Source organism: Bacillus cereus group sp. Bc010, assembly GCF_027716745.1.
Classification (GTDB): Bacteria; Bacillota; Bacilli; order Bacillales; family Bacillaceae_G; genus Bacillus_A; species Bacillus_A pacificus.
The window spans coordinates 116303-130575 of sequence record NZ_JAQFUY010000008.1; the positions used below are offsets into that span (position 1 = coordinate 116303).

The following is a 14273-nucleotide window of genomic DNA, read 5'->3' on the forward strand; positions in this document are numbered from 1 at the left end:
TCTCCTAGATTATACAATCAATATATCAATTTATGTTATGCGCTATCTTTTCATTAAGAAACTTTTTCATTTAGTCAATATTACATATTAAAAAAATGCTAAAGCCTTAATTATAGCAAACAGTTAAAATAAGCATCTATTAATTTCTAAAACAATTATAAGATAAACCATATTAAGCAGTTTGTCAATTTTTTTATCAGTTTTTAAGATTTATTATACGTAAATAACTTCAAATTTTTAATTATTATCATGTTAATAAATGTAAATAAAGTGCAAAACTTTTAGGTTTCTTAATTATCTCCCACTAGCCCTACGGTGGTTTTAATTTTTAAAACTTTTCCTCAAGATTATGAAACAATTTAAAAATCATTACTCGTTCACCTGTACGAGAGCTTATATCCGTATGAAAACTTTTCACTTTCTCTCCAGTTAATTCTAGTATGATCTCTTTCAAATCGTCAATTCCAGATTCAACTAGCTCCGAACGATTTTTCTTTATCGTTAGCATACCGTCTTTTGTTTCGCAAACAGTATATTCAGCCGGTGTTAAAATACCTTGTAAATTTACGATAATCATATCTCGTAATATGTCTGTCTTAACAGATATAGACCCGCGTCCTAAGTAGTCCTTTTCCCAATGAGTAATTGCTTTGCTTATCTCTGATTCAATAGAGCCTTTTGAGCTTTTCATTTATGTATCCTCCTTAAATAAAATAAATTTACAATAACAATATAATAATCTGGATTGATTTTATTTTCAATTATTGAGAAGAATTTATAGGGGTAGCAAAAAAGAACTCTTATAAAATTAAGAGTCCTTTTTATATTATTTCGATAAAAAGAAAAACAAGTACCTCAATATTAGATCACTTACTTTTCTTTCATCATACACTTTCTAAACAACCCTATAAACCATTCTAATTACTTGCTTCTTTTTCAAGTTTTTGAGTCGCCACCTTTTTAGGCATGAAACATGCAAAGATTAATGCTACAAAAGATAAGAATAACATAAATAGATAGGCATCACCTGAGCCGAAAATAGAAGATAATTTCGCTAGTTGAATAGCGGCAATGCTTCCATTTTCTAAAGATAACTCTGAAGCGTGTGAAGTTGCTTGAGTCGTATATACAGTAATAACAACTGCTGTTCCAATAGCACCTGCTAATTGACGAATCGTATTATTTACCGCTGAACCATGTGAACCTAATTCTCTAGGTAAAGCATTTAGTCCTGCTGTATTTAAAGGCATTGAAATGAAACTTAACCCAATTCGCAAAATAATAGTGCGCACCATTACATACATATACGTTGTAGATTCAGTTAAATCAATTACACCCCACATCGAAATAATAATAAATACTAACCCTGTAATAAAGAGTGGTTTTGCTCCGTATTTATCATACATTTTACCTGTAATAGGTGATAAGAATGCATTAATAACAGCTCCAGGTAATAGAAGCAAACCTGTTTCAAATGCGGTAAAGCCTCTTCCATTTTGTAAGTAAATCGGTAAAAGAATTAAATCAGCATACATAATCATCGTGACGAGTACGTTTATCACTGATGTAAGAGTAAAAATTTTATACTTAAATACGGATAAATTTAATAATGGATCGTTAGACTTTATTTGACGTAAGCAAAATAACGCTGTAACAATTATCCCGGTAATAATTGTTGTAATAACAATTGGATGACCCCATCCCTTACTTCCTGCACTACTGAATCCAAATAAAACACAACCAAAGCCAATCGTTGATAAAATGACGCTTACAATATCCAACCTTGCTTTTGTCGTATCTGCAACGTTCATTAAATATTTCAGTGCAAGAATAATGACGATGAATACAAATGGAGCTAATCCAATAAATAACCATCTCCATGATACATATTCAATGATAAAACCAGATAACGTTGGAGCGATTGCTGGCGCAAAAATCATGGCAAAGCCGATAGTTCCCATAACACTCCCGCGCTTTTCACTAGGGTATAAATATAAAATAACTGTCATCATGAGCGGCATAATAATTCCCGCCCCAATTGCTTGAATCATTCTTCCTGTTAATAACATGCCAAAATTGATGGCACCGGCACATAGTAATGTTCCGATGAATAAAAAAAGCATTGAGCTAGTAAATAATTGCCTTGTTGTAAAACGTTTCATTAAAAATGCCGTAATTGGCACTAACACACCGTTTACGAGCATAAAACCTGTTGATAACCATTGTACAGTTGCAGCTGTAACATCAAATACCTCCATTAAGTTACTCATTGCCACATTAAGTAACGTCTGGTTTAATGTCGATAAAAAACATCCAGCAATTAGTACAATTAATAAAACTTTCTTATTTCTTTCTGTTATTCCCTTCTCCATTTGTAAACTCCCTTTTTCCATAGTTGCATTATCGACACAGTGTCGATAAAATTCATAGTAACAAAGATACATATTCCTGACCATGAACAATTTTGTTGAAAATGTTCATTAATCGACATTGAAAATATGCTTTGTCGAGAAAGTCAAAGAAAAATCTATAAAGGAGTTTAAAAATGTCTACATCTAAAAAAGAGGATCCTCGTACACTTCGTTCAAGAGAAATGTTGAAAAATGCCGTCTATTCCCTTTTACAAGAGGAATCTACTATTTCAAATTTAACAGTCCAGAAAATAGCAAACAAAGCTGGGTTAAATCGGACAACATTTTACTTACACTATCAAGATATTCAAGATTTACTCATGCAGCTCACTGATGAAATTTTAAATGAACTTTCTAATAAAATTACTGCTTTAATACACGTAAATGATTTATCCGAAAAACAACAGCTAACACAATTGCTTGATTATTTATATACTCATCGAAATTATTTATCCATTTTATTTAATATGAATCATTTTGAAGAACAATTATTTGTATTAATAAAGCGATTAGTAGAAACGAGAAGGAATAATAGTGAGACAGAGCTACCAGCAGATTATGTCGCTATTGAGATTAAAACTGCCTCATTGGTAGGAATCATCATGTGGTGGATAAGAAATGGACTTCATTTTAGTTCAGATTATATTACAAATCAAATTTATTTCATGTACAGAGGATAATGATTGCAGGCTATTTACTAATAGAATGAGGTTAGAGCATATGAGCCCTGTTTCGCTACGGAGAAAAACGCGAATTTCGTACGCTAAGAGAATTTGAATATAAAAAATGCCCCGATTGTTAGAATGTGCTTAACAATTGGGGGACACTTCATGGAAATCGACTTTGTATTAGTTATTCTTTGTATTAGTTATTCTTTGTATTAGTTATTGTTTTAGTAATAAAAACATCTTTTTAAAATAACTATATTTATACTATAGACGTTGATCTTTCTGGAAGTTTAGACAAAAATGATCCTCATCATTATATACCCCAAATTCATACCCTTGCTCTTTATAAAATTTAATAATTTCAGGGAGAGCTTGTAATGTTTGCACCTTTTCATGCATTAAAACAACTTCTACCTCTTCTGTTGTTTGTTTCTTTACATTTTCAATAATTTGAGTTGAATTATCTTTTAATTTCCAATCATTTGAGTCTATAGTCCAATCCCAAACTTTCATTCCTGCTTCTACAATTTGATTACGAATTTCATCACTCTTTAATCCTGGTGCAGATCCATATGGTGGACGAACCAGTTTAGGAGTTGTGCCTGTGATATTATGAATTAGAGCTAACGTTTCTTTCATCTCCGGTACAAATTGTCCTTTTTTATATAGCTTATCACTATTATGTGTCATACTATGAGCACCAATATAATGTCCTTCTTTTACTGCTCTTTTTACGTTTTCCTGAAAACCTGTATTTTGTAAATTACTACCTTGCATAAAAAATGTCGAAGCAACATTTTGCTCTTTTAGTACATCTAAAAATTTCCCCGTTAATTCACTAGGACCGTCATCGAATGTTAAATAAACAACCTTTCCTAACGGTTTTCCATCAGGTCTTTTCTGTTTTGTTGGTGATGTTTCCTTTTTCTTTTCTTGTTGTTGCGTATTAACTTGATTCATACTTTCATTCGCTACTCCCTTCACTGGGATAGCATTCCATTTTCCAATTAAAAAGAACGTGAAGAAGGTCGCTGCTAAAACAACTCCTAGAGATATTATTGCCTTTGTTACTACACTTGTTTTTTTCTTACTTTGCGATTCTTTCATGATGTTTTGATCCTTTCCCTATTAATTATTTATAAGGCTGAATCGTTAGTTTCAGCCGGTATTTACAATAAATAGATTAATAGAGACGGATAAAGATAAAATGCAGATAATGTCGAAACCAGTTAAAGAATAACCTATTACATTCACTCTTCTGCAAAATATTTGTTTCTCTAATACAGTTAAATTTGAACACCGAATATACACCCAAAATAAAAAACACTAATCTTTCTAAACATCATTTTTACATTAAGATACAAGAATATCGGTATTAAGATAAAATACAGAGATAACCTTACTATTGAAATTCTATTATAATTTTGTAATTGGAATGAATTTGGATTACATAAAGAACCAGAAGAAATAATATGATTTGGAGGTATCACGATGAGCCTTTTAATTAGGGAGTTAGAAACAAATGATTTAGATAATTTCCCGGAGATTGATGACAGTTTTATAGTGAATGCTCGGTTAATGCTTTCTCTTTCAAAAGTAAATAGACGCATAGAATATACAGTAGAAGACGTTCCGAGTTATGAAAAAAGTTATTTACAAAATGATAATGAAGAACTGGCGTACAATGAATATATAAATAAGCCAAATCAAATAATTTACATAGCACTGTTACATAACCAAATCATTGGATTCATAGTATTGAAAAAGAATTGGAATCACTATGCTTACATAGAAGATATAACGGTGGATAAAAAATATCGTACACTCGGGGTTGGTAAAAGATTAGTTGTTCAAGCAAAACAGTGGGCAAAAGAAGGCAACATGCCAGGTATCATGCTTGAAACACAAAATAATAATGTCGCAGCATGTAAGTTCTATGAGAAATGTGGATTTGTAATTGGTGGGTTTGATTTTCTTGTTTATAAAGGCTTAAATATGACAAGTGATGAAGTTGCAATTTATTGGTATTTGCATTTCGACTCTTAACGTTAAACATAGTCAAAATAAAAACCCCAATCTCTCCATATTAAAATTGAGAAATTGGGGTTAAGTTACTTAACAATATTTTTATTTAAAACCAGTAACTTATTAATAATCCTGCTGATAATAAAAAGCCAAAAATCGTATTTGTCATCGCTGTTGATTTCATGGCGATGCGCATATACCCTGGATCCTTTGCTCCTTTTTGGAAACTTTGAATGGCGGAGATTGGCTTTCTCAAACCTAGGAACATCACTAATGCCCAAGGGCTTATATAACCCATCAATACAATTACCGCGATCCATAAATAAGCAACGAAAAAGGCTACTGCTAGTGTTACTATTGCTTTTTCTCTCCCAAGGAGGATTACTAATGTCTTTCTTCCACCTTTAATATCTTCTTCGATATCTCGGATGTTATTCGACATGTTGATTGCACCGACTAAAATTCCAATTGGGATAGAAATCAATACACTTTCAACTGTTACAGTATTCGTTTGGATAAAGAAAGCAATGAGCACAAAACATGTCCCCATTAACAAACCAGAAACTAATTCTCCAAACGGAGTGTACGCAATTGGTAATGGACCACCTGTATATAAATAGCCAACCGCCATCCCAATTAAACCAAGGACCACTAACCACCAGCTACTATTCATACAAATATAAATGCCAATAAGTGCTGCTACTACGTACAATAAAAGTGCGACTGTTAAAACATTTTTTGGTTTCAATCCATGACGGACAATTCCGCCACCAATTCCAACAGAATCAGCTGTATCTAATCCACGTTTGAAATCATAGTACTCATTAAATAAATTCGTGGCTATTTGCAATGCTAAACATGCAGCCATCATCGCAATAAATAAAAGCCAATCAATTTTGGCAACATAAAGTGATGCCACTGTCCCTAAAATTACAGGAGAAAACGTCGCCGTTAACGTATGCGGGCGCGTCATCTTCCATATTAATTTAGCGGAACTAATTTCTTTTTCTGTCCCCATAACTTTGTTCAATCTCCCAACATTTTAAGTATAAATTACTAGCAGTATCTTTCTATCTATGTCCTGCCACGCATCTATTATATCAAAAAATGAATTGGTAATAGAACTGTAATGCTCTTGCTTATCCCTTCTATCACTCTTGAATTCAGTTTTCCAAAAGAAAATCCGTTGCTCAAATGCGAACAACGGACCTTCTTTATTTGAACCAATGTAAAACATCCTCGGCAATCTCTTCCGGTCTATCCCAATGCATTAAATGCCCTGTATCTTTGTAAAGCTTAGTCGTAATATTAATACGCTTCTTAAATTCTGCTATCTGCAATTCTCTTATTTCTAAATAATTATCGGGAAGATCGCAATACAACAATAAAATATCGCTTTTAATTTTATGCGGTTTCAATGTTTTATACACCGTATATTGAAACTTAATTACACCTCTAGCGGTATCGCCATTAGCATGCCATTTCACTTTACTATCTTCTTCTCTCATTAAGTCATAAACCGCACGTTCTATTAATGGTGACCATCTGCTGTAAGCCAGTTTTTCTGATTGGATGAATGCTTCTTTACTATCAAAAATATATTCATCAAAATCTTTTTCGTAATGGGTAATTTCTTCTTCTAATGATCGCGGTGGACACTCTCCTTCTTTCGCATCTTTATATAGATTCGCAAAATAATCCGCATTCATTTTGCCATGATGATAACCACCATCTAACAATACCATTTTATTCACTTTTTCTGGACATTCTGCTGCATAGTGAAGTGCAACACTTGCGCCCCATGAATGTGCTACTATATGAAAGGTTTCTTTTCCTATGTGCTCAAGTAATGCTACTACCCAATTTGTTAAATGAGATGCACCGTAATCTTCATCCTTCTCAAAACTTGGTGTTTTCCCGTGCCCAGGTAGATCAAACGATACAATATGATAGTTATCCTTTAAAAGTTCCGCGATTTCGATAAAACTTAATTTTGTACTTCCTAAACCATGAAAACAAATGATTTGAGGATTACTTTTATCTCCCATTCACAAACACTTGCTTCATATTCACCAAATTCTACAAAAAAGTGATTCATTTTTAATCTCCTCTAATTATTAGATGTAAATTAGTTTGAATACAAAATTGTTTTTTCAAAATAAATAAATTCAACAAAATTATCCAAATCCCTTTTTCATAAATGGTCTTTATAAACTACGAAAGTTAGAAAGTACTAAGCGCTTATCATTTCAGTTAATGGTTAGACTACATCTTCACACCTATGAAATGAATATAGTTTAATAATTGTACTATACGTTTATCATATGTGTGATGTTTCAAAGTTCTATCCAGTCCATTTTTTGCTATTTGTTTTCTTTCTTGTACATGTTCCAAATAATACTCCGCTTTTTCTATAAACTCCGATGCACTATTAAAAGTTTCTATTTCAACACCAGGTATGTAATGCTTCGCTACATCTGGTCGTATATCAGTTAATTGAAAAGAACCTACAGCATTAATTTCAAACGTCCTATTATTTACTGAATAGGCTTGGATGTTTGCGGCATTACAATTCAATTCCTGATCACTTGGTGAGCGATGTAAATTTATATTGATTTTAGTCGATACGTAAAATTGCAATGCATCCTCATACTTCGCAAGTGGCAGGAGTTGTATTTTATCCTTTAACCTTCCATAATTCTTTAAATTCTCCCAACCAAATCCTACAATTTTTATGTTTTTTTCTGCTAAATACTCTGAAATAGAATCAACAAAGGTAAGTCTATTTTCAAATGCTGTACCTATAAAACTAAGATCATACTTATATGTATCTTCTTTCTGAGAAGGTTTAAACACATCTTGATTTGCTGCTAACGGAAGATGAAACACATTCTTACATCCTAACCCTCTATAAAATTTGATACAATTTAAATCTTGCGTAAATATGTAATCATAATGCGGCACAAGATGTTGTGTTACATCCGTATAATAAGGATCATCTGTCAGCCAAAGTCCAGTAGTAAAACCCGCACTCTTTAGTACTGGCATGACACTAATAATTCCCTCGTTTAAACCACCGAGTACCAAAATAAAATCCGGTTTTATTTTTAATGCGGTTTCTATCGCTCGTTCTGGGTTTACCATAATTGAATTACTGTTTACTTTTTGTAAACTATTCAAAATTGCTTCTTCGATCATTGGGTAATAAAAGGGAATGCCTGATTGAATAAATAAAATTTTCTTAGGCGTATTGTCTTTCATGTCATTTCCCCCTATTTCTACATAATCAAAGCACACGAAAATTAGCAGTCTTTATTCATTTTCATGCCCTCTTACTTTACATGTATAAGCACGGCTTATGTCCATTATGTTGAAGTTCCCTTATTTTGCAGGCTAATGGGATTTTGGAAGCTATCACGAAGGGAGTAAAATTAGGTTATATTCAACACAATCATTAAACATAGAAAACAAATACAAAAAAAGAACCTACTCGTATGAGTTGGCTCTTTCGCTTTTCAAATATCTAATACGCTCTACAGTAAAAAATATGATTAAGGTCAAAATTCCCCCCAAACAACTCCTCGCCGCTCGTATTCCATTCTATATTCAACAGCAGCTGCAATTTTAGGACTTGCGAACTTTTCCGTAATCCAAAGAGCTAAATCAAGTCCTGAAGTAACTCCTCTTGCAGTAATAACATTCCCTTGATCTACAGTTCTATAAGGAAGAAGTTCTGCTCCATATTCACTCATTTCACCCTGCGCCAAATGATGCATTGTTGCCTTTTGACCGTTCAATATACCGGATGCAGCTAGTAGCATACCTCCTGTACAAACTCCAGCAACAATCGTTCCTTCATTGTTCATCTCTCTAATCATTTTGGTTAAAGTACCAAGCTCTGCTTGCTTTCGTACCCCATGTTCAGCTTTATGATTCCAGCCACCACCAGGTACAATTAACAAATCTGGACGATTATCCATGCGTAAAAAATCATGTAGCTTCACCGTCACTCCAAACGAAGTAGTAACTTCTTGTTTTGGTTCACTTGAAACGAATTCAACTGTAAACGGAGCCCCTTCTTCTATCGCTCTTTTCAGTACTTCAAAAGGTGCAAAGGAGACAAGCTCTCCAAAACCATCAAACAATACAATTTGTATTTTCATTTTTAGAACACCTCATATGTTTTTTCCTACCACAATATTTCCAACAATTAAATTTAACCTATACAAGTCTCTTTCTATATCCAACCGAATTATTTCTTAATTTTTCCTTTCATGCTTTTCACATAATAAATCAAAAAGACTTAGAAATGACGTATAAATTATTTATCATTCATTTCTAAGTCTCTTATTACTACTGCTATTTAATTTTAAAATTGCCTATTACTCACCCCACTCGCCACAAATTTGAGTCACTTTACGAAAAACTCATCTATACTCAGGCACTTACAACATCTTGAATATAATTTTTATCTTTTTTCTCTCCTTCTAAATTTCTTCTCTCCTTTAAATCTATACACCTCTTAATAATTTTGTGGTGAAACAAACTTTTCTGCAACATTTTATTATGTCTCCAAATTATAAATATACAGGTACCCGTAATACCAAGAAAAACTATATAAAAAGCAGGTGTAACAACTTGGTTTAATGACATTTTATAGCTATCATTAATCAGCTTTGATAGTTCTTTAATCGCTTGTTCTTTGTTTGCATTACTATCAACAAATGTTTTTCCAATAAAAGTAATTAACGACTGTACGTTCGAGTTAAGCATTGTAACTAAAGCTACCACTATTCCTAATAAAACAGAACTCCAAACACTTAAAAATGTTTGTTTCAAACCGGTTTGCTTATTCATATCAACCTCTATATCTAGACTGTCTTCCAATAAAAATAATTCCTCTTTCGAATGAACTTGTGTCGTTTTTTCAATAAATTCTTCACATTGTTTAAATGTTATGTTTTTCACCACACATTTTTCGCCAAAATGTTCTTTTAATTTCCCATCCATATAATAAGTCGCATTTGTAAATTTGGGATGTTGTGTTACATGCATCAAATCACCCTTCTCACTTTATTTTTTAATTCATTTATAAAAATAATAACATGCATTGGATTAAAATTGTTAATAACTTGTATCTAACTCTCCTTCAAATTTCTTTAATAAAAAAGAAAAAGCATCCATTCGAATGCTTTTCCAGGTTCAATTCACGTTTTAAAAACGAGTATCGAATGGACACTATTTAGATAACTAAATGATTAACGATCCAACATTTTAGAAAAGGAACGATCTAATTCTTCTTCAAGCTCCTCTTCCGTATTAGCATTAGGAAACATCGAATACAATCCATCTTCTATTTCCTCAAAACATTTCTTACATTGACAACCCCATTCGTGGAACATATATATACACCTCCTAAAATTAGAATTGCCACTAATACTTATTTTAATTATCGTATTTTAAATTTAATTACTTTACATGATAGGAATAAAACTCTTTATATGCTTATTACCTTTCATATTACTTGAGGTATTATCCAAATTTAACCTATTCATCAAAACACAGATGACATTGCGGAGGGATATAGATTTTCGAATTATCATAATGAAGGCAGATTATATGCTCACTAAAAGGCATTGACACATCTGGAAATACGAAAGAATATGTAATAGAAACGAATACTCCTAGTGATCTCATACGAGAAATACTTGAGATTTTATATAACAGGAATATATACATACTCTTATGAAATTATTTCTGAAGAGTATATTCCAGGAGAAATACTAAAGTAATTGTACTGGAATATATAAACTGAGTTTGTAGCCATATAGAAATAATTCATCTTTTACACATAGATGACATTTGTTTGATAAAAATTAAACAGCTTTACAGTTCCTTACTCCATTAATATAAATACACTCGTTATCTTAATTTATTATTTTCATACCAGTATTTTTAACTGATTTTTCAAACAAAAAAACCTTTAATATTTTATAATTAAAACTAAGTAATCCCTTATTATAAGGTAGCACTAATATTGAAAAATGGAGGAGCTTTAATGAGTCAAGAGATCGAAATCATATACAATGAACATATTGCAGATGAAAAATTAAAGCAAGGTACTAAATACGAAAGACTTGCAGCTATAGTATTTAAGACTTTAAACGCTTCTGATGTTGTAGTTCATGATTTAACACTACGAGGTGATGGAAAGAAAACCCCTCACCAGATTGATGTTATGATCACACGTGCCAACGTATCAAAGAGAGTTTTAATTGAATGTAAAGACTACGATACAAAAGTAGGTATAAGTATAATAAGAGATTTTTTTGGGGCTATTTCACAAATTAAACCTGATGAAGCTTTTGTTGTTACCACCGAGGGGTACACTAAAGGAGCAAGGTCTTTCGCTGAAGAAGAAGGAATCAAATTGGCAATACTTAGAGGATTTAAAGATACTGATTGGGATGGACGAATACAAAAAATACATATAACAAATACTTTCATATTAATGGATACCCCACAGATTTCTTGGGTAGCAACTAATCAAGAAGAAATAGATAAATTTCATACTTTTGCTAATAAAAATGAAATAAACTCTGTACAAGAGATTAGTACAATAGATACTTATTTTTATGACGAACAAGGCAATCAACAAGAGAATTTACAGTCAGTTCTAAAACCGGTACTCAATTCATTTCCACGAAATACAAATTCTCCAACCAGTGGTCGATATGAATTTGAATCCACTAAATATGTCAAATTAGCAGGAGTGCTTACAGAAGTTAAAGGGTTCGATTATGAGTTTACCATTCTCAAAATTGTTTCTAAAACTGTTGTTGATACAGGGCAAAAAATTGCGTTATTACTATTCAAGGTTATTGACGGAACTTTGGATAAAGTTATTTTCGACCAAGATTTAGATGCATGGACATTTAAAGATAATGGTGAAGTCATTCCAAAAGATTCTGTTTAAACTTGTTGTATGTCAGCCATTTTATGTAAGTCTATTCTCACTTTTCACTATCCTTTTACCATTTAGTAAAAGTAAATTCCCCCCAGATAATAGATAAATTATTACTGCTGGGTTATTTTTAGAATGAAATGACTTTAAAAAGAGACACAAACTTCTCCTCCGAAAAAATCCGTACTTTTAAAAGCACGGATTTTTGATTTTTTAGCCTGTAATGCTTGTATTCTAGTTTAATATATACTGAAAAGTGTTTTTGCAATGTGGACATTGAAATTGTGAATATTGTTGTAGTTCCACTTTATTAGCAACAACTGTATTTTTACAAATGGGACAAATTCCATTCACTTCATTTGGATTACCAAAAATCAATGCACTCTCTTCACCAAAACCTATGGAATTTCCCGTAACCTGAATATTTCCTTGCTGTGTAATTCCGTTCATTCCTACAGTACCTATAGAGTCCTTAAATTCTGTACCTTGCAAATAATTTGATGAATGATTTGTAGCACGTAAATGAGTACGTCTTGAATTAATTTCAACATTGTGCAAACGATTATGACTGTTATTATTCGCTGACACTGATGTAAATCCTGAATTAATAATTTGATTAATGATAGTTTGTGTACTCCAATTCTCTGTTTCAACAATAAATTCAGATGGCAGCTCTTGCTGTGCTTGTTCCATAATTAAATTAATTTTCTCATCTAAGGCTGATACAGTAGAAACAGTCATAGCCATTAATTGAATTTTCTCTATGTCGTCTTCAATTGTAGAAATACGTGTATTAGTTTGATAAATACACTCTCTCAAATCTGTAATTAAAAGCTTTAGATTGTGATTATTAACTAACTTATTAACTAATAATGCCGCTTGTTGATATCCAGGAACAGGAATTAATGTAGCTAAAAAAGTGTAAAAATCTAAATCCTCGTTTAGTTGTTGATTTGTAGATAATGTTTTAAAATATGATTTAATTTGAGTGATTTTTTCTTTGATCAATTTTTAGTCTCCTCTTTTTTAACTGTTACCAAGCAACAAATTTATAGTAAATTATTAAACTTATATTATTACTTTAGTTTAACAGCATAAAATCTAAAAATTCTCTACCATTTCTAACACTATAAATAAAAGAACCATTTATTTTTTATGATTAAAACACCATGTTTTCTTTATACAACTCTAATCATATTTCTTACTTAATTAAAAAAGATTATCTTAACAATAAAAGTTTTATCTATATTGGAATCAATATAGATATCATATCTACTTGCTAAAGATACTCCCTAGATAATTCATTATTTATTTTCTTTTTTATATAATTTTGGATTTGGTGGTGTACTATTAAAACAAAATCTCCCTTTTACATCTTCTCCAGCAACCATAATAGGATTACCTTCTTCATCCTCAAGGAACCATATTCCTCCTACTACTTGTCCATTTTCAGGAACATAAAATTCTGCTTCTTTATATGAAAATTCTTTAAAAGAAAGTAATTTAAAGTTAATATTCCCTACTTCCAAGAGTTCATCTACAATTCTATTAGCATCTGTATATACAACTCTAAAGTTATCTTCATATGTAAGATAGCACCGTTCAATCTGTATTGCTTTTCCATCTTGAATTATCATAAAATCATCTGTACAAATAATTGTTATTTGGTATTTTTGCGTCTTAAAATCTTTATAAAAATTTAAAGCTGCTTTCCGTATTAATTTTGGTTGGTTTTTATCAAAAGAATGAGCTTTAGTCAAATTGAGGTCATTAGAAGCAAAAGACAGGTTTTGAATTTTACAATCAAAGGCGTTATTGTTATGATGCTCAATTATATACTTCTTAGCGTAAGCCGTTTCTATCGCTTCGTCACCATACCACAATTTCATTACAATTTGATGCAAATCTCTTCTTGCTCCAAAACGGCCCGAGCCAGTATAAATGTATGTTTTTTTATGATCTACAAACATTTTTTCATCCACATACCAATTAACTTTTGAAAGGTCTTTCCATATCGTAGGTGTATAATCCGTAAATCCCACTATTCCATATTCTTTATTAAAAAATTGAATTTGTTCATTATCATAACTTAGTTGAAGCTTTACACTCATTTATCCCTCTCCCCTAATATAACTACAATGATAGCTTTAAATTAATTGTCTCCTACACTTCAAATATCCATTCTCACCTTTTAATTATAGACTA

The 14273-nt window shown here is 31.7% G+C and carries 13 protein-coding genes and 1 pseudogene; 3 read left to right on the forward strand and 11 right to left on the reverse strand.

Going from position 1 to position 14273, the window contains the following annotated elements; translation table 11 throughout:
* Nucleotides 1–328: 328 nt before the first annotated feature.
* Together PDQ68_RS12295 and PDQ68_RS12300 are read right to left on the reverse strand one after the other, a co-directional pair.
* Complete coding sequence (locus PDQ68_RS12295) at nt 329–691, reverse strand: Na-translocating system protein MpsC family protein (RefSeq protein ID WP_016717920.1); 363 nt, start codon at nt 689–691, stop codon at nt 329–331.
* Nucleotides 692–917: 226 nt separating this feature from the next.
* Nucleotides 918–2372 (reverse strand): DHA2 family efflux MFS transporter permease subunit, encoded by a 1455-nt coding sequence (locus tag PDQ68_RS12300; protein WP_061182546.1) that lies wholly within the window; start codon nt 2370–2372, stop codon nt 918–920.
* 173 nt (nt 2373–2545) lie between these two features.
* Here PDQ68_RS12300 and PDQ68_RS12305 point away from each other — a divergent pair, with 173 nt between their 5' ends.
* On the forward strand, nt 2546–3091 hold the full coding sequence (locus PDQ68_RS12305) for a TetR/AcrR family transcriptional regulator (RefSeq protein ID WP_061182545.1): 546 nt from the start codon (nt 2546–2548) through the stop codon (nt 3089–3091).
* A gap of 252 nt (nt 3092–3343) precedes the next feature.
* Here PDQ68_RS12305 and PDQ68_RS12310 read toward each other — a convergent pair whose 3' ends face one another.
* Entirely contained in the window at nt 3344–4186 is an 843-nt protein-coding gene (locus PDQ68_RS12310) for a polysaccharide deacetylase family protein (protein ID WP_061182544.1), read from the reverse strand.
* Nucleotides 4187–4570: 384 nt separating this feature from the next.
* Between PDQ68_RS12310 and satA the strand changes: the two genes are divergently transcribed.
* Nucleotides 4571–5125, forward strand: a complete 555-nt coding sequence (gene satA, locus PDQ68_RS12315) for a streptothricin N-acetyltransferase SatA (RefSeq protein ID WP_061182543.1) — start codon at nt 4571–4573, stop codon at nt 5123–5125.
* 85 nt (nt 5126–5210) lie between these two features.
* On the opposite strand, the gene menA is transcribed toward satA, so the two are convergent.
* The 6 genes and pseudogenes from menA to PDQ68_RS12345 form a co-directional block, all read right to left on the reverse strand.
* On the reverse strand, nt 5211–6122 hold the full coding sequence (gene menA / locus PDQ68_RS12320; protein ID WP_061182542.1) for a 1,4-dihydroxy-2-naphthoate polyprenyltransferase: 912 nt from the start codon (nt 6120–6122) through the stop codon (nt 5211–5213).
* Between the two features lie 196 nt (nt 6123–6318).
* Nucleotides 6319–7202 (reverse strand): annotated as a pseudogene (locus PDQ68_RS12325) (alpha/beta fold hydrolase).
* Between the two features lie 167 nt (nt 7203–7369).
* Nucleotides 7370–8365, reverse strand: coding sequence for a CgeB family protein (locus PDQ68_RS12330; RefSeq protein WP_061182540.1), 996 nt, complete (start codon nt 8363–8365; stop codon nt 7370–7372).
* 296 nt (nt 8366–8661) lie between these two features.
* Nucleotides 8662–9267, reverse strand: coding sequence for a DJ-1/PfpI family protein (locus PDQ68_RS12335; RefSeq protein ID WP_061182539.1), 606 nt, complete (start codon nt 9265–9267; stop codon nt 8662–8664).
* 274 nt (nt 9268–9541) lie between these two features.
* On the reverse strand, nt 9542–10159 hold the full coding sequence (locus PDQ68_RS12340; protein WP_235590118.1) for a hypothetical protein: 618 nt from the start codon (nt 10157–10159) through the stop codon (nt 9542–9544).
* A gap of 203 nt (nt 10160–10362) precedes the next feature.
* A complete protein-coding gene (locus PDQ68_RS12345) occupies nt 10363–10506 on the reverse strand; it encodes a hypothetical protein (RefSeq protein ID WP_161968548.1) in 144 nt (47 codons plus the stop codon).
* Nucleotides 10507–11162: 656 nt separating this feature from the next.
* Between PDQ68_RS12345 and PDQ68_RS12350 the strand changes: the two genes are divergently transcribed.
* Nucleotides 11163–12080 (forward strand): restriction endonuclease, encoded by a 918-nt coding sequence (locus PDQ68_RS12350; protein ID WP_061182538.1) that lies wholly within the window; start codon nt 11163–11165, stop codon nt 12078–12080.
* Between the two features lie 222 nt (nt 12081–12302).
* On the opposite strand, the gene PDQ68_RS12355 is transcribed toward PDQ68_RS12350, so the two are convergent.
* On the reverse strand, nt 12303–13076 hold the full coding sequence (locus tag PDQ68_RS12355) for a hypothetical protein (RefSeq protein ID WP_061182537.1): 774 nt from the start codon (nt 13074–13076) through the stop codon (nt 12303–12305).
* A 296-nt stretch (nt 13077–13372) separates the two neighbouring features.
* Entirely contained in the window at nt 13373–14179 is an 807-nt protein-coding gene (locus PDQ68_RS12360) for a hypothetical protein (RefSeq protein WP_061182911.1), read from the reverse strand.
* Between the last annotated feature and the right edge of the window lie 94 nt (nt 14180–14273).

Coding starts and splice junctions, on each gene's coding strand:
- PDQ68_RS12335 (WP_061182539.1), bottom strand. CDS start 9,267: ATGAAAATACAAATTGTATTGTTTGATGGTTTTGGAGAGCTTGTCTCC.
- menA (WP_061182542.1), bottom strand. CDS start 6,122: ATGGGGACAGAAAAAGAAATTAGTTCCGCTAAATTAATATGGAAGATG.
- PDQ68_RS12345 (WP_161968548.1), bottom strand. CDS start 10,506: ATGTTCCACGAATGGGGTTGTCAATGTAAGAAATGTTTTGAGGAAATA.
- PDQ68_RS12310 (WP_061182544.1), bottom strand. CDS start 4,186: ATGAAAGAATCGCAAAGTAAGAAAAAAACAAGTGTAGTAACAAAGGCA.
- PDQ68_RS12295 (WP_016717920.1), bottom strand. CDS start 691: ATGAAAAGCTCAAAAGGCTCTATTGAATCAGAGATAAGCAAAGCAATT.
- PDQ68_RS12300 (WP_061182546.1), bottom strand. CDS start 2,372: ATGGAGAAGGGAATAACAGAAAGAAATAAGAAAGTTTTATTAATTGTA.
- satA (WP_061182543.1), top strand. CDS start 4,571: ATGAGCCTTTTAATTAGGGAGTTAGAAACAAATGATTTAGATAATTTC.
- PDQ68_RS12330 (WP_061182540.1), bottom strand. CDS start 8,365: ATGAAAGACAATACGCCTAAGAAAATTTTATTTATTCAATCAGGCATT.
- PDQ68_RS12340 (WP_235590118.1), bottom strand. CDS start 10,159: ATGCATGTAACACAACATCCCAAATTTACAAATGCGACTTATTATATG.
- PDQ68_RS12305 (WP_061182545.1), top strand. CDS start 2,546: ATGTCTACATCTAAAAAAGAGGATCCTCGTACACTTCGTTCAAGAGAA.
- PDQ68_RS12360 (WP_061182911.1), bottom strand. CDS start 14,179: ATGAGTGTAAAGCTTCAACTAAGTTATGATAATGAACAAATTCAATTT.
- PDQ68_RS12350 (WP_061182538.1), top strand. CDS start 11,163: ATGAGTCAAGAGATCGAAATCATATACAATGAACATATTGCAGATGAA.